General features: G+C 62.9%; 18 protein-coding genes and 1 tRNA gene. 7 read left to right on the top strand and 12 right to left on the bottom strand.

Features of this window, described 5'->3' with window-relative positions:
• Positions 1 to 107: 107 nt before the first annotated feature.
• The 10 genes from QN084_RS11870 to QN084_RS11825 all read right to left on the bottom strand — a co-directional run bounded on the left by QN084_RS11870 (position 108) and on the right by QN084_RS11825 (position 7814).
• Positions 108 to 1130: a hypothetical protein gene (locus tag QN084_RS11870; RefSeq protein WP_021471299.1), complete on the bottom strand. Its 1023-nt coding sequence runs from the start codon at positions 1128 to 1130 to the stop codon at positions 108 to 110.
• A 5-nt stretch (positions 1131 to 1135) separates the two neighbouring features.
• Entirely contained in the window at positions 1136 to 1645 is a 510-nt protein-coding gene (locus QN084_RS11865; RefSeq protein ID WP_021471300.1) for an RNA polymerase sigma factor, read from the bottom strand.
• A 69-nt stretch (positions 1646 to 1714) separates the two neighbouring features.
• Positions 1715 to 2770: a HoxN/HupN/NixA family nickel/cobalt transporter gene (locus tag QN084_RS11860; protein WP_069696012.1), complete on the bottom strand. Its 1056-nt coding sequence runs from the start codon at positions 2768 to 2770 to the stop codon at positions 1715 to 1717.
• The gene (locus QN084_RS11855; protein ID WP_069696011.1) at positions 2770 to 3648 is read right to left on the bottom strand and encodes an urease accessory protein UreD; all 879 of its coding nucleotides are present in this window, start codon (positions 3646 to 3648) and stop codon (positions 2770 to 2772) included. Before QN084_RS11855 ends, QN084_RS11860 begins: the two co-directional genes overlap by 1 nt.
• Positions 3645 to 4262, bottom strand: a complete 618-nt coding sequence (gene ureG / locus QN084_RS11850; RefSeq protein ID WP_069696010.1) for an urease accessory protein UreG — start codon at positions 4260 to 4262, stop codon at positions 3645 to 3647. The genes QN084_RS11855 and ureG overlap by 4 nt, the downstream gene beginning before the upstream one ends.
• 14 nt (positions 4263 to 4276) lie before the next feature.
• Positions 4277 to 4957, bottom strand: coding sequence for an urease accessory protein UreF (locus tag QN084_RS11845; protein ID WP_021471304.1), 681 nt, complete (start codon positions 4955 to 4957; stop codon positions 4277 to 4279).
• On the bottom strand, positions 4938 to 5414 hold the full coding sequence (ureE, locus tag QN084_RS11840; RefSeq protein ID WP_021471305.1) for an urease accessory protein UreE: 477 nt from the start codon (positions 5412 to 5414) through the stop codon (positions 4938 to 4940). The genes QN084_RS11845 and ureE overlap by 20 nt, the downstream gene beginning before the upstream one ends.
• A gap of 7 nt (positions 5415 to 5421) precedes the next feature.
• Positions 5422 to 7152: an urease subunit alpha gene (ureC, locus tag QN084_RS11835; RefSeq protein WP_069696009.1), complete on the bottom strand. Its 1731-nt coding sequence runs from the start codon at positions 7150 to 7152 to the stop codon at positions 5422 to 5424.
• Positions 7149 to 7502: an urease subunit beta gene (locus QN084_RS11830; protein ID WP_069696008.1), complete on the bottom strand. Its 354-nt coding sequence runs from the start codon at positions 7500 to 7502 to the stop codon at positions 7149 to 7151. The genes ureC and QN084_RS11830 overlap by 4 nt, the downstream gene beginning before the upstream one ends.
• 9 nt (positions 7503 to 7511) lie before the next feature.
• Positions 7512 to 7814 (bottom strand): urease subunit gamma, encoded by a 303-nt coding sequence (locus tag QN084_RS11825; protein ID WP_031216174.1) that lies wholly within the window; start codon positions 7812 to 7814, stop codon positions 7512 to 7514.
• A gap of 238 nt (positions 7815 to 8052) precedes the next feature.
• Here QN084_RS11825 and QN084_RS11820 point away from each other — a divergent pair, with 238 nt between their 5' ends.
• The 4 genes from QN084_RS11820 (at position 8053) to QN084_RS11805 (ending at position 11133) form a co-directional block, all read left to right on the top strand.
• Positions 8053 to 9252 (top strand): pyridoxal phosphate-dependent aminotransferase, encoded by a 1200-nt coding sequence (locus QN084_RS11820; RefSeq protein ID WP_069696007.1) that lies wholly within the window; start codon positions 8053 to 8055, stop codon positions 9250 to 9252.
• Positions 9249 to 10211 carry a 2-hydroxyacid dehydrogenase gene (locus QN084_RS11815; protein WP_021471310.1) on the top strand — a complete coding sequence of 321 codons (963 nt, stop codon included), beginning with the start codon at positions 9249 to 9251 and terminating at the stop codon, positions 10209 to 10211. The genes QN084_RS11820 and QN084_RS11815 overlap by 4 nt, the downstream gene beginning before the upstream one ends.
• A 167-nt stretch (positions 10212 to 10378) precedes the next feature.
• Positions 10379 to 10663 carry a hypothetical protein gene (locus QN084_RS11810; RefSeq protein ID WP_062098934.1) on the top strand — a complete coding sequence of 95 codons (285 nt, stop codon included), beginning with the start codon at positions 10379 to 10381 and terminating at the stop codon, positions 10661 to 10663.
• Between the two features lie 101 nt (positions 10664 to 10764).
• Positions 10765 to 11133 (top strand): hypothetical protein, encoded by a 369-nt coding sequence (locus tag QN084_RS11805; RefSeq protein WP_069696006.1) that lies wholly within the window; start codon positions 10765 to 10767, stop codon positions 11131 to 11133.
• A gap of 53 nt (positions 11134 to 11186) precedes the next feature.
• Here QN084_RS11805 and QN084_RS11800 read toward each other — a convergent pair.
• Positions 11187 to 11259 (bottom strand) — tRNA-Lys (locus QN084_RS11800).
• 238 nt (positions 11260 to 11497) lie between these two features.
• Here QN084_RS11800 and QN084_RS11795 point away from each other — a divergent pair.
• Positions 11498 to 12157, top strand: a complete 660-nt coding sequence (locus tag QN084_RS11795; RefSeq protein ID WP_021471313.1) for a hypothetical protein — start codon at positions 11498 to 11500, stop codon at positions 12155 to 12157.
• Between the two features lie 202 nt (positions 12158 to 12359).
• Here the strand turns inward: QN084_RS11795 and QN084_RS11790 are convergent, their stop codons facing one another.
• Positions 12360 to 13085, bottom strand: a complete 726-nt coding sequence (locus tag QN084_RS11790) for a hypothetical protein (RefSeq protein ID WP_021471314.1) — start codon at positions 13083 to 13085, stop codon at positions 12360 to 12362.
• A gap of 196 nt (positions 13086 to 13281) precedes the next feature.
• Between QN084_RS11790 and QN084_RS11785 the strand changes: the two genes are divergently transcribed.
• Entirely contained in the window at positions 13282 to 13899 is a 618-nt protein-coding gene (locus QN084_RS11785; RefSeq protein WP_021471315.1) for a DUF47 domain-containing protein, read from the top strand.
• Between the two features lies 1 nt (position 13900).
• Complete coding sequence (locus tag QN084_RS11780; protein ID WP_069696005.1) at positions 13901 to 14923, top strand: inorganic phosphate transporter; 1023 nt, start codon at positions 13901 to 13903, stop codon at positions 14921 to 14923.
• The last annotated feature ends 27 nt before the right edge of the window (positions 14924 to 14950 follow it).

Here is a 14950-nt window from a genome sequence, read left to right as displayed (position 1 = left end):
TGCCTATGTGAAGCAGATCTCCTCCAGCCTATGAAACTTAGGGGACGTTTGTTATGGGCAACTGCACAACCTTCTTTAGTGACGGCGTGCAATTGCCCATAGGGTTTTTACTTGTAGCTCAAACTAAGCAGCATGGCCTTGAGCCGGGCGTACTGCTGGGTTCCTATCCATGCCTTTGCGGCGGCGGGGGTGGCGAAGGTTGGCTGCTTGGTGGAATCGAACACTACGTAGGCGCTCATGATCCCATTCGGCACCCTCACCTGATTGGTTCCCGAGGTCGTAGCTCCCGCCTGCAACTCCGAGGAGATCCTGACATCCATGATGTAAACAGGCGGATCGTTTACCGGGGCCGTTGGCGCGGTTGGCATTCCCTCGTAGGCCGGCCCGTCGTAGGGAACGTATCGGGACTGAGTCGAGGAGAAACCAAATTCGACCTTCTCACCGGAGTTGTCCCTGACTCCCGCAACCACGGCGCGGTCCAGAATCGTCCTCTCCACTGGACCCGCTGTGCCATCGCCGTAGTTTCCGTTGAACACCCGGGCAACTTCGGATCCTGCACCGTCGGAGACACGGGCAATGACTGAGTTCGCTTGGTCCTCCGGCGCAGCGTATGGCCCCTGTTCGGTTCGGATAGTCCAGTCAGCCGGGTATTCGAAGGACAAGTGGCCGTCCGGGAAGGTGAAAGTCTTGAGCGTGGGTGCTTGGACCGGGGGCGTCACCGGTGCTGTCGTGGCCACAGCGGGAGCGGTGGGGGTTGCCGATTGGGTGGGTACCGCCGTCGGGGTGGCCGAAGGCGTTGCGGTAGCGCTGGGTGATGGCGTGGCTGAAGTGCTCGGTGTCGGCGCTGCAGCCTCGGACGATATTGCCGGCGCGGGTGCCGGGCTTACCGTGCCAAAGTTCGATGCCACCAGGACTCCGGCGGTGACGGCAGCTGCACCCAAAAGCAGGCCGCCGGCAATCCGGGCTTTCCGGCGTCGTTTGTCCTCGAGCGAAGAAACGTTCCGCAGCGGGTTGGTGTCGCTGTAGACGGTGGAGCCGGAAAGCATCCTGTGGAGGGCTTCTTCACCGCTTGGTTCCGTCCCGGGTTCGAACGGGTCGATTGCGGCTATCTGGTTCTTGATCGGATCCATGATGTTCAGACCCCCAACTTTTCTGTAGCGGATGCGGAACCTGCAGGCAGTTGTTTCCGGAATGCTGTGCGTGCACGGTGGAGCCGGACCTTGGCTGCGGATTCGCTGCACTGGAGCACTTGGGCGATTTCGGCGGGGCCGAGCCCGTCCCAGTACGCCAACTGGAGGATGTCGCGTTCCTTGTCGCGGAGGCGGGACATTGCATCCTGTACCGCAACGTTGCCGGAGTCGTTTCCGACACGCTCCACCGCCGTCGTACGCAGCTTCTCCTGGAGCGCCCGCTGGCGGTCCCGGCTGCGGTAAGCGTTACCCACCAGATTGCGGGCGATGCTCAGCAAATAGGGCAACTCCGGATGTGAATCGTCGGCCCATTTCTGCCAGACCACCCGGAAGACATCGGCGGCTATTTCTTCTGCCGCTTCGGCCGACTCGACGCGTCGGCCAACAAACCTAAAAACCGCTGGATAGCTGTCTTTGTGAATGGCGATAAACGCCAGTTCGCGCTCGGAAAGCACGATTTCCCCCTGATTGTAGAGCCCGGAACCTGCAGGATACCCGTATAGTTTCCGGCTCAACCGCGGGGGTTACAGGTGGCCGGAAATATTTGGTTTATTCTTGCCGCGCCATGCGGAAAATCCCCACGCCACCACGAAGAGCCCAACCAGGATCAGTCCGGCGTCACCGAGGTCCATCCCGACGAGCCAGGTGGTTATGGGATCTTCCAAGTCAAACGCCTCGTTCAGGAACCCGCCCAAAGTGATGACGGAGATGAACAACGCCGAGACCGCCGAAATGCCGGTGATGACGGCGTTGAACCCGAGCTTCCGTTGGGGATCGTGAATGGCCGACGCGTACATCTTCATCATGACCACGCCGTTGGCTGAGTCGCAGAGGGTCATGGCTGCAGTGAACGCGAGGGGCAGCGCCATGAGTGCAAGGGGTGAGACTCCGGCCAGCGAGGCTGTGGTGGTGATGACCAGGAGCCCGATGGTCGTGGCGGTGTCGAACCCCAAGCCGAAGAGGAAGCCAATGACGTAGATGTTCCGCGGCCTTTCCACCCTTGCTAGCGGCTTGGCGAGCAGCCTCGCAACGAAACCTTTCGTCTCCAGATCCTCGGATTGGACCTCGCCGCCTGCTCGGACCTCCCGGTACACCTGCGCTGCACGGATGAACGCCGAGCCGTTGAACAACCCCATGATCAGCAGGAACAGCCCAGCAACGCCGCTTCCGATCAATCCAAGGATCTTGTTCCCGGCGGTGCCATCCTCCATGAACTGTCCGATCACCGTAACGCCCAGGACCACCAGCATCCCGGCCAATACCACCACCGAACTGTGCCCCAGGCTAAAGGCGAATCCGACGCTCACCGGGTCTTTGCGTTGTGCAACAAACTTCCGCGTGGAGTTGTCGATCGCAGCAATGTGGTCCCAGTCGTAGCTGTGTTTGATGCCCGCAACGTACACCGTGACCACCAGGCCAAGCGCCAGAGGTTCGGCGCCGCCGGTGGTCCCCACCAGCAGAAGTACGACGGCGGCAAGATGCAAGGCGGCCACCGCACCGAAGGTGAAAAAGAGCCGGGTGCCCAGGGACAGCGTTTCACGGTCCCGGTACAGGGCAGCAAACCCGGTGAGCGTCGTCATCAGTACTTCCTTAAATTCAAGGGTTCTTGCCCGTACCAGCGTCCCCTGAGGAATCCGATACAGGCGTCGAGCAGGCCGTTGAGTTCCCCGGTGCTGTTCGACAGCGAACGCAGGACAAGCCCGCACGTCCCGCCCACGCTCTGGGTCAATGAAACACCCGAATGCGCACCGTAGTCACGGGTAATTCGGTCCAACTCATCCGTGAGCGCTTGGTCCACCCGCGGGTCCACCACCACGAGGGAGCCCACATGGCTGAATCCCTCCATGAAGCCCACGCCTGTCACATCGTCCAATGGCGGCCGGATCACGAGGTTGTCAAGGACCAGGAGCCGGGAACCGCCTTCCGTCTCCACGTGGATCTGATTCCGAAGCCCCAGCTCCCGGAACGCGAACGACGCTCCGTCCGGCGACCACCCGGGAGTGATGACTTCCGCCATGACAAGGCTCGACGACGGGTGGAGACTGGCGTGCGAAACCTGCCTGTAGCGGGCCTCCCTGTAGGCGATGAGCTGGTCGGGAACCAGCTCCAACCTGGCCCCCTCCCCCAGGCGTATGGTCATGCGCTGCTCGGCCCATGACCGCGGCGTCCGGTAAATCTTGGTGGCCGATTGCGTGGTCAACAACAACTCCGCCCCGTCCCCGACCTCCACGTCGATGACGAACAGATCGGCGCCCAAATAGGCCCCGCCAGGATTGACCACGACATAGCAAACCTGGCCGCTCCCATCCAGATAGTGCGGTCGCAACACCCTCAATGCGCCCTCATGGAATTGATGCGAGGCAACGGACCTGCCGGCCCACATAGTGATGCCAAGCTCCAACCGCCCCCGCACGGGGCGATCCGGGAAAGCCGCCGGAGCCGCGACAGCGCTACTCACGACGCCAAGTCGAGCATCAGGACGTGCCGTTTGATCCAGCCAAGGACTCCTTCAAGCCCGTGGTCGGTTTTGAGGTTGGTGAAGCAGAAGGGCTTGTTCCCGCGGAACTCCTTCGAATCCCGCTCCATGACAGCCAGGTTCGCCCCGACGTGCGGCGCCAAATCCGTCTTGTTGATGACAAAGAGGTCGGACTTGATCATGCCCTGGCCGGCTTTCCTGGGGATCTTCTCGCCTTGGGCCACGTCGATGATGTAGATGGAGAAGTCCACGAGTTCCGGGCTGAATGTGGCGGAGAGGTTGTCGCCGCCGGATTCCACGAAGATCACCTGCAGGTCAGGATGCCGGGCTTTGAGCTCCTCGATGGCGGCTGTGTTCATGGAGGTGTCTTCGCGGATGGCGGTGTGCGGGCATCCTCCGGTTTCGACGCCGATGATGCGGTCTTCGGGCAGGACCCCGTTGGCGGCCAGGATCTTGGCGTCTTCGATGGTGTAGATGTCGTTGGTGATGGCGGCCATGGAGATGTCACCGCTCATGTGGCGGGTGATGCGTTCCACGAGCTGGGTCTTTCCTGCTCCGACGGGTCCGCCGACTCCGATGATGATGGGCTCTGTCATGTGTCCTCCTTGGTTTAGCTCATGAACATGCGGGCACGCTGCCGCTCGTGCCGCATTTGTGAAATTTCCAGGCCCGGGGCAACCGCCCCAAAGTCGTCCCAGCACAGCCGTGCTACATCCTGGACGGCGGCAGCAACGGCGTCGTGCGCGTTTCGGAGGACGCGCTGCCCGGCGTTCTGGCCGAGCGGAACCGCGCGGACGGCGTTTTGCGTCAGGGAGGTGATGGCGGCGAAGAAGTAGGCGGCGAGCGCTTCCGGAAGGGGAACCCCCAGTGAACGCGCGACGACGGCGAATGCCAGGGGTTGATGCCCCGCCGCTGCGCCCTCCCGCACCTGGTTGCGGTACCCGGAAAGTTCAGCGGACGGAAACACCTCCGCCCCGATATCCAATAGCCGGCCACCCATCTTCAGCGAGGCCTCCCGGACTTCCCGGGCCAGGAGGCAGGCGGAGAGCCTGCCGTCCAAGTCCTCAAGGCCGGCGCCCTCGTACAGGAACCGGATGGCGAGCCCGTCGGAGTAGGTGAGCTGCTGGGCCAGGTAGGCATGGAGCCAGATGCTGAAGGTACGGTGATCGCGCACTACCCCGCGTTCGATGTACCCCTCAAAACCCAGGGAGTGTGCGAACGCACCTGTGGGCAAGGCGGAATCGGTGAGTTGCTGGAGAGCCAGCTGGTAGTCAGTGCGTGTGTTCGGCATGGCGGAATGGCACCGGCATCACCCGTTCCTGCCTCTGATAGGGCACGCCCACATGCTTGAGGTAGTCCTCCACCGTGTGGTCATACTGGCACACCATGACGTCGGCTTGATATTCGGAGGCGGCATCGAAGAACTGTGCCTGCAGGTGCCTGTTGCCGAGGGAGTGCGCCACGACGCCCATTTCATGGATGGTCCCGGGGGCGATCACCAGGACGTCGGTGGGAAGCACGGAGACGACAATCAGGTTGGCCTCGTCTGCAGCGAGGATGTCGCCGTCGCGAAGGTGGCCGGAGCCGGAGGGGAGCCGGATTCCCAGCTCCTTGCCGTGGTCGGTGGTGACGCGTTGGATGCGTTTCACCAGCAACGAACCGGGAAGGACCACCCGCTCTTGGTGGCGGCCCGCGTAAGCGTCCCGGGGCAGCTCGTGGAGGTTGCCAAGGATTTCTTCAATGATCATGTGAGTCCTAGAAGAGGAAGTACCGCTGGGCCATGGGCAGCACGTCGGAGGGTTCGGAGGTGATTTCCTGGCCGTCAACGGTGACGGTATAGGTTTCGGGGTCGACGGAGATGTCCGGAGTTTCGCCGTTGAATTTCAGGTCCGCTTTGCTCAGCGTGCGGATACCGGATACGGGTTTGATGATCCGCTCGAGTCCCAGTTCTTCCGGAACACCGGCTTGGATCGCGGCTTTGGACAGGAACGTGATGGACGTCTGCCGAAGTGCTTTTCCATAGGCCGCGAACATGGGGCGCATGGTGCGCGGCTGGGGCGTGGGGATGGAAGCATTGGAGTCGCCCATGAGCGCATAGGCAATCTGGCCTCCCTTGATCACCAGTTCGGGCTTTACCCCGAAGAAGGCCGGATCCCACAGCACCAGGTCGGCAAACTTACCGGCTTCCACCGAGCCGACCACGTCCGCCATGCCCTGTGCGATGGCAGGGTTGATGGTGTATTTGGCAACGTACCTTTTGATCCGGAAGTTATCGTTGTCCGGGGATCCGTGGGCGGCGCCGGACGGGTCCCGCAGCACACCACGCTGCCTCTTCATGGCATCGGCTACTTGCCACGTACGGGTCACCACTTCGCCGACGCGTCCCATGGCCTGGGAATCGGACGAGGTGATGGAGAAGATGCCAAGATCGTGCAGGACATCCTCTGCGGCGATGGTTTCAGCACGGATGCGGGAGTCCGCGAACGCCACATCTTCCGGAATGTCAGGGTTGAGGTGATGGCACACCATCAGCATGTCCAGGTGCTCTTCCAGCGTGTTCCGCGTGTACGGAAGAGTCGGGTTGGTGGAGGCTGGAAGCACGTTCGGCATCCCGGCGATCTTGATGATGTCCGGCGCATGCCCGCCGCCGGCGCCTTCGGTGTGGAAGGTGTGGATGACCCGGCCATCGATCGCCCGGATGGTGTCCTCCACAAAGCCGCACTCATTGAGCGTGTCGGTGTGAATGGCAACCTGGACGTCGAATTCGTCGGCGACGCGCAGGGACATGTCAATCGAGGAGGTGGTTGAGCCCCAGTCTTCATGGACTTTCAGTCCGACGGCACCGGCGCGGATCTGCTCCGCGAGGGGCTCGACGGCGGATGCGTGGCCCTTGCCGAACAAGCCGATGTTGACGGGGAGGCCTTCAGCCGCTTGGAGCATGCGTGAGATGTGCCATGCCCCGGGCGTAACGGTGGTCGCCTTGGTGCCCTCGGCCGGGCCGGTTCCACCGCCCACCATAGTAGTGATGCCGTTGCAGAGTGCTGCGGGCACCTGTTCCGGAGAGATGAAGTGGATGTGGGTATCGATGCCTCCTGCAGTGAGGATCTTCCGTTCCCCGGCGATGATCTCCGTGCTTGATCCAATCACAATGTCCACGCCGTGGGTAATCTGCGGATTACCGGCCTTGCCGATTCTGAAGATGTGGCCGTCTTTAAGGGCCACATCAGCTTTGTAGATGCCGCTGTAGTCCACAACGACCACGTTGGTGATGACGGTGTCCGGGATGTCTTCCGAGCGGGTCAGCTGCCCGTTTTGGCCCATGCCGTCGCGGATCACCTTGCCGCCGCCGAAGACCACTTCTTCGCCGTAGGCCGTGAAATCTTTCTCGATTTCCAGGAACAGCTCCGTGTCAGCCAAGCGGATCGCGTCGCCGGTGGTGGGGCCGTACAACTCTGCGTATTGCCGGCGAGGAATCTCGAAGCTCACTGGGCAGCCTCCCCGGCGACGTCGGCCGGTGCCGGAGTGCCGCCGTCGAGCCTTCCATTCACGGCGTTGCTGAGTCCGAAGACCTGCCGCTTGCCTGCAAGGAGGATCAACCGGACCGTCTTCCGGTCCCCCGGCTCGAACCGCGCAGCGGTGCCCGCCGGGATGTCGAGGCGACGGCCGTAGGCGGCCTCGCGATCGAACTCAAGGGCGCTGTTGGCTTCGGCGAAGTGATAGTGCGAGCCAACCTGGACCGGGCGGTCGCCGCGGTTCACGACGTCGACGGCGATCGACTCGCGTCCGCTGTTGCACACGACCACACCCTCCTGAAGCCGGTACTCTCCGGGAATCATGGCAGCCTCCTAACGGATGGGGTTGTGGACGGTGACGAGCTTGGTTCCGTCGGGGAACGTGGCCTCCACCTGGACGTCGTGGATCATCTCCGGCACGCCTTCCATCACGTCTTCGCGGCCGAGCAGGGTGGTTCCGTAGCTCATGAGTTCTGCCACGGTCCTGCCATCGCGTGCGCCCTCGACGAGTTCGTAGCTGATGATGGCGATTGCCTCCGGATAATTCAGCTTCAGCCCCCGGGCCTGCCTGCGCCGGGCGAGATCGGCGGCGACCACGATCATGAACTTTTCCTGCTCACGCGGTAAAAGATGCATGGGTTTCCTCTGGCTTCGGCATCATCCGGACGTTGATTGCCAGCCTAGGGAGCGGAGGTTTCAGCTGTATTTCCGGAATGTCTCAGGCGGGGGTCGGATGCTCAGCGGCGTCGGGGACCCAGGTCCCGGACAACGGCGTTGGTTCCCGAAAACCGTAGACAGGCTAATACATCTCTAATATATTAGTTGCGTACTTCAAGCTACCGCTTTGATCAGCTCGATGAGGAGTTACCAGCACATGCAGAAACTCGCACGCCGGCTTGAGCGCCTGGGCACTGAAACTGCTTTCAGCGTTGCGCAGGCAGCCGCCGCTTGGAAGGCGAAGGGCAACCTCGTTTACCCCTTCCACCTTGGCGACATCAACATCCCCACCGCCCCGCACATTATTGAGGCGATGAACAAGGCCATTGCCGATGGATACACCGGCTACTGCCCCGGCCCCGGCATCCCCCAGCTGCGCGAAGCGTTGGCCGAAGACATCGGATCCCGCCGCGGCATCGAATTTTCTCCCGAGAACGTGGTGGTCATGACCGGCGGCAAGCCCGTGATCACCAAGTTCCTCCAGGCCGTGATGAACCCGGGCGAGGAAGTCCTCTACCCCAACCCCGGTTTCCCGATCTACGAATCCCAGATCGAATACCTTGGCGGCACCGCCGTGCCTTACCGCTACGTGCCCACGTCCAAGGGTTTCGCGATCGACCTGGACCAGGTCCGGGCCTCGATCACCCCGAACACCACCGCGATCATCTACAACGATCTGCAGAACCCCATCTCGGCCGAGTCCACTGCGGCCGAACGCGAAGCAATCGCACAGATCGCGATCGAGCACGACCTGTGGGTCCTCTCCGACGAGGCCTACTTCGAAACCCGGTACGAAGGCGTCTCCTCCTCGATCACCTCCATCCCGGGCATGGCCGAACGGACCGTGATGCTCTACACGTTCTCCAAGAAGTTCGCCATGACCGGTTCACGCCTGGGCTGTGCCGTGGCCCCGCGCGACATCGCGCAGGTTCTGTCCACCCTGAACACCAACGATGAATCCTGCACCACCCACTACGTGCAGTGGGCCGGCATCGAAGCGCTCCGCGGACCCCAGGAACCCGTCCAGGACATGCTGGACATCCTCAAGGACCGCCGCGATGCTGCCTGCGGGATCGTCAACAGCATCCCCGGCATGAGCGTGGCTGTTCCGCAATCCACGTTCTACCTGTTCCCGGATGTCACCGAGGCCATGCAGAAACTCGGGTACACCGCCGTCGGCGACTTCGCCTCCGACGCCCTCTACAAAACCGGCGTGTCCTTCTGCACCCGTGAACACTTCGGCCGGCGCCTGCCCGGCGAAGACCGCCAATACATCCGCCTGGCCTACTCCGGCATCGAAACCCCCGCCATCGAAGAAGGCCTGGGCCGGCTGCGTGAATGGATCGAGAACGCATGAGCCGCGTCGTCGTCACGGGACGCATCCCCGAAACCGCCCTCGAAAACCTCCGCGCCAACCACGACGTCATCGCCTGGGAAAGCGAAGGGTCCATCAGCCGCGAGGAACTCCTCCGCCGCGTGGCCGGAGCCGACGCGATCGTCAGCCTCCTCACCGAACGCGTCGATGCTGAACTGCTCGACGCCGCCGGGCCCCAGCTGAAGGTCGTCTCCAACGTCGCCGTGGGCTACGACAACATCGACGTCCCGGCCTGCACAGAACGCGGCATCATCGCCACGAACACCCCCGGCGTGCTCACCGAAGCCACCGCCGACATCGCGTTCGGGCTCATCCTCATGGCCACCCGCAGGCTCGGCGAGGGCGAACGGCTCATCCGCGCCGGACAGCCCTGGAAATGGGGCATGTTCTTCCTCCTCGGATCCAGCCTGCAAGGCAAAACCCTCGGCATCGTCGGCATGGGCGGCATCGGTATCGCCACCGCACGTCGCGCCAAGGCCTTCGGCATGGAGATCGTCTACCAATCCCGCAGCGAAATCGACCCCGCGATCGCCGATGAACTCGGCGCCCGCCGCGTGGAACTCGACGAGCTCCTGGCGGTCTCCGACGTCGTTTCCCTCCACTGCCCCTACGGGCCGAACACCCATCACCTGATCGGCGCCGAACAACTCGCTGCCATGAAGGACACCGCCTACCTGGTCAACACCGCCCGCGGACCCATCATCGACGAAGCCGCCCTCGCCCTGGCCCTGCGCGAAAACCAGATCGCCGGCGCCGGACTGGACGTCTTCGAACAAGAACCCAAGGTCCACCCCTGGCTCCTCGAGTTGGAAAACGTAGCCCTCGTCCCGCACCTCGGCTCCGCAACCGTCGAAACCCGCACCGCCATGGCAGTCCTCGCCGCCACCAACACCCTCGCCGTTCTGGGCGGCGAACAACCACCAACACCCATCAACGGCTAACTCCGCCACCCACGACGGCGGACGTACGCCCCACGGTCACGCGTCCGCCGTCGTTGGCATATCCGCAGCCGGAAGCTATAGGCCTTGAGGGGCATAAGGGATAGTCTGGTAGAAATGCCCGGGAGCTAGCGATTCTCGGGTAGCCGGCTACCCAAAGGCCACAGGACATGGGCTTCGACCGCAACGAACCAGAGCAGAGTCGGGGGCTCCAGGAAGTACTGACAGCAGGACACATCAGTACTGAGTCGTTATGGCTCCACTACGTAAGCATCGGCGGGATGCTGGGGGTAGTGGAAGTCGAAGCCTACGTGAAGGGCTTGTTGTCCGTGCCGACCTTCCAGCGGGACGTCCTTGCGGCGGCCGCCAACGAACTATCGGATGGCCCCTTCGCGCTTCGCGCTCCCTTTGCCATCGATTTTGACCCGCCGGCTACGACTCCGGTTCTCCCCTGACCCCGCATCTTCACACGCAGAACATCACCCCGCAATGAGCCTGCAACACGGATGCGGGAGGCTGGCTCCATAGCCAAAGAAGCCAGCTGAGGGGAGCGACCATGGGCATCGCACATACAGACCTGTTCCAAGCATTGAAGACTCAAGCCAGTTTGGCCCAGGCCTTCGGCACGCTGCCGGGCAGCGATGAGGAACCGCATCCGCTGACCGAGGGCGAACACATCGAGGCCTGGCACAACGGCCGGCTCTACCATCGCGGAACCGTGGTCAAGACGATTTCCGGAACCGGGTTGTTCTGGCTCCAGGACGACGGCGGCAACCGGCGGCTCCTGGACGTGGAATCGCTGGACATCATCCGCGAGGGGCTGCCTCCCGCACCTGCGCCGGCTGCGGAACCTGCCGCCGTCGCAACGGTTACGCCGCTTTCGCTGTATCCGATCTTCCACGATGGCACCCAAGCCATCGCCTGATGGGCCACAAAGAAACCCCCGGAACCGTGTGGTTCCGGGGGTTTCTGCGAGGGTGGGCCCTGTGGGGCTCGAACCCACGACCCACGGATTAAAAGTCCGATGCTCTACCAACTGAGCTAAAGGCCCTCCAGCTGTAGAAACAGCCATGAATACTGTACCTCACTGATTGCGGGGCAGTAGAACGCAGTAACTCGCGTGCGGCTACGACCCCCTTTGGGCAGATAACGACGGCGGAGCGCAGCCAATGCGGCGTGTCGGCCGGCCGACGGCGGCAAAGTGGGTCGTGACGGCACACCGTCTGAACGCGTTCCGGCCGGGACAACCGTTACTCGACCCCGTCAGGGCACAGGAGTACGGTGAACACATGAGCGAACAGCCAGGATCACGTGCGTACGGCGGAGCAAACCGGCACCACAAGCCGAAGCCCTTCGCCCCCATCGACTTTGAGCCGTTTGCGGGCGGCGCGGACCCGGCCAGGGTCTCCGAGGCTGCCCACTTGGCGGCCCAAGCACTGGTCCGCCGCGGCAGGGACAGCGATGATCCCACGGTCACCCGTCGCCTGGTGAAGCTCGCTGACGAACAAGGCTTGGACGCCATCGCCGAGATGTGGGCCGAGAGCCCTGCCCGCTCCCTGCCCGGTGCACTGTGGCGGCTCTACGCACTCCGCGCAGCCACCATCCAGAACCCGGAGCGGATCTCCGTCTACTTCCGCGCAGGCCGCGACACCGCCCAGGTCTCCAATGTGGTGGCAGGAGCCGCTGAGCCACCGGGCGCCGACGAGATGAAGACCATGGCGGACGCCATCCTCTCAGGAGCTTTCGACGGCGATTTCGACGTCGCGCTGGAACGTTCGGCGGCCTTCTGCCGGGTTGTGGCACTCGGCCAGGCGACACTCGCCGACGGCGCCGAACACGCCAACGAGGGCCACGCCAGCAAGCTCACGCGGAACTCGCACCAGCTGGTGAAAACTGCCGAAGACCTTGAGCATGCCGCGAACGCGTGGCGCCTGGGCGAGTTGGACTAACCCTCCGGACCCACCCAAACGCAGGCAACAGAAAGGCCGGAAGTTACCCACTTCCGGCCTTAACTGTCAATGTTGACTTAGCTTCCACGACGTAGAACACTGAAACTGGTGTCGAACCGCGAAACCCCCGGGCTTCAACTTATAGCCGCTTCGAGCGGCCTACCGCCGAGAGGCGTATCCGGTTCGGCACCATTTTTATGCCCTACTTCAGGGTGATGGTCGTTTCGGCCTGTTCCTTCTTGTCGTGGTCGAGCTTGCCGTCGGCACCCTGCGGCGTCAGCGTTGCCTTCACTTCCGCTTCCTTGCCTGCGGTGTAGGCGAAGTTTTCGGCGATGTTGAAGGACTCACCCGGGCCCAGCTTGAAGGGAGCCTCTTCCTTGAGCTTGGTTCCGCGGCTGGTGAGCCCGTGCTTTTCGAACTGGTCGCTGCTGGAGTCGGAGGGCATGCCGCCAAGGTACTTCCAGTCCGTGTACTTTGCGCTCGGCGAGACCAAGGAGTGGCTCAGCGGAATCTCAGCGGACGAAGTGTTGGTCACCACGTAGTTCAGGTACACCACGGGATCGCCCTTCTTGAGCAGGTTCTCCTTGGTTTCCTTGTCCACGAACATGCTGTCCTTGCTGGCAACGTCGGTAGCCACCTGGAAGATGTCCACGTTGAAGCTCTCGCCCTTGATGCTGCCCAGCTTCTGGCCGGCATCAGTGATGGGTAGGGCCCAGGAGGCGGCTTTGTAAGCGCCGGAGGAGGTGCCTGCGTCCCCGGATTCCGAAGCAGAGGCAGACGGCGAGGCTGACGAAGAAGCCGACGCAGAGGAGGACGGCGACGACTCGGAACCGGCCGCCGTCGTGCTTTCGTTGGAACCACAGGCAGTCAGCGCGAGCAGGCCGGCGAGCGCAACACCGGTGAACTTCACTACATTGTTGATACGCACAATTCCCCCATTGAGTTGATTTATTGAATGGCGCCCTCAGCCTTTCATAAAAGTAAGCGGGCTTTCCATGGGGAGAACTTCCCACGCCCGCACCGCCCTGCCGTCAACGGGCCTGCAGCTGCCGGTAAAGTTATGACGGAAAGGGCAGCATCACGTCGAGCAGCCCACTCCCCATCCGCCCCGAACCGGAAGCGTCATGAAGCTGCGTCTTTTTCCCCAAGAGCCCGCCGGACTTGCCCTGCTCTCGCAGATGGCCGGCGTGATCGTGGCTGCCACCGGGACGCTGTCCGAAATCCTCGGCGCTCCGGCGAGCGAACATGAACGGCTCAGCGAGGAACTGCACGAGCACGAGTCGAAGTCCCTGGACCTGCACTTTGCCCTCCTGACACACATGCGCACGAGCTTCGTCAATCCGCTCCCCCGCGAAGACATGTACACCCTGTCCCGGTTCCTGAACGAGGCCATGGAAAAGCTGGATGCGGCAGGCGAACTGGTGGCCCTCTACAAACTGGACCGCTTGCCAAAGCGCGCGGCGGACCAGCTGGAGATCATCAGCCGCCAAGCCGAGCTCACCGTCGATGCCATGCGCAAGCTCGAGGACCTCGACGAGCTCGAGGACTACTGGATCGAGATACTGCGGCTCGCCAAACGCGCGGAGCGGACGCACCGCATATGGGTGGCGGAGATGCTGCAGGACATGAAGTCCGCACAGTACGCCCGGAACAGGGACATCGCCAACCAGTTGGTGGAAGTCACCAAGGACATGCGCCGGATCGCCACCCAGGTAGGCAGCATCATCGTCAAGGAATCCTGACGTGACCACTGCCGTCCTGGTCCTGGTGGTGGGGTTGGCCGCGGGATTCGCGTTCCTCAACGGTTTCCGCGATGTCTCCAACGCCGTCGCACTGTCCACGCGGACCCGCGCCCTGACGCCCTCTGTTGCCGTACTGCTGGCGGTCATCTTCAACTTTGTTGGTGCGATGCTGAGCGGCGGCTTCGTGCTCGCCTTCACGCAATCCTGGATCACGCTGCCGTCCGGAACGGGCGGGCTGACCATGCTTGCCTCCGCGCTGTCTGCTGCGATCCTGTGGGGCGTGTACTCGTGGTGGCGGGGCATACCGCTTTCCTCCACCAACTCCCTCATGGGCGGACTGATCGGGGCAGGCGGTGCAAGCGTCCTGGTGGGCGGAAACTTTGTGGACGGCGTGGATTCGGTCCTGCTGACCCAGGTGGTCCTGCCTTTGGTGGTCTCCCCGGTGGTGGCTTTCGTCGCCGCGTACCTGCTGGTCTGGCCCGTCACGTGGGCTGCGCGGTATGCCCAGCCGGACGTCATCAACCGGCGCTTCCGCCGGGCCCAGGCAGTGTCCTCGGCGGCGGTTGCGTTCGGTCACGGCCTGCAGGACGGCCAACGCACGACGGCGGTGCTCCTCCTGGCGCTGGTGGCGGCCGGACTGGAATCCGGGGGAAGCGTACCTTTCTGGATCCTCCTGCTCACCGCCGTCATGTTGACCGGGGGCACGCTTTTTGGGGGCTGGCGTATTTCGCACAACCTCGGGTACAGAATGATCCGGATCGATCCGTTACGCGGCTTCGTTGCCCAGACACTGACGTCGGTGATGCTGTTCGTGGGCGCGATCGGCCTGCAGTTCCCGCTCTCCACCACCCACACGTTGACGGCGTCGGCGCTGGGCGCGGGCACCAATCAACGGTTCCATGTGACCAACCGCCGGCTGGTCGGGAGGATTCTCCTGTTCTGGGTGCTCACGCCCTTGGTGACCGCCGCCGTCGCCTTTGTCCTGGAGCTGGCGCTGTCCCCCCTCGCGACCCTGCCCAACTAGGTCGCATTTGTGCGCGTTTAGAGCGGT

This window comes from Paenarthrobacter sp. R1 (genome assembly GCF_030264015.1).
GTDB lineage: Bacteria > Actinomycetota > Actinomycetes > Actinomycetales > Micrococcaceae > Arthrobacter > Arthrobacter ureafaciens.
This window is presented reverse-complemented; position numbering and strand designations above follow the sequence as displayed.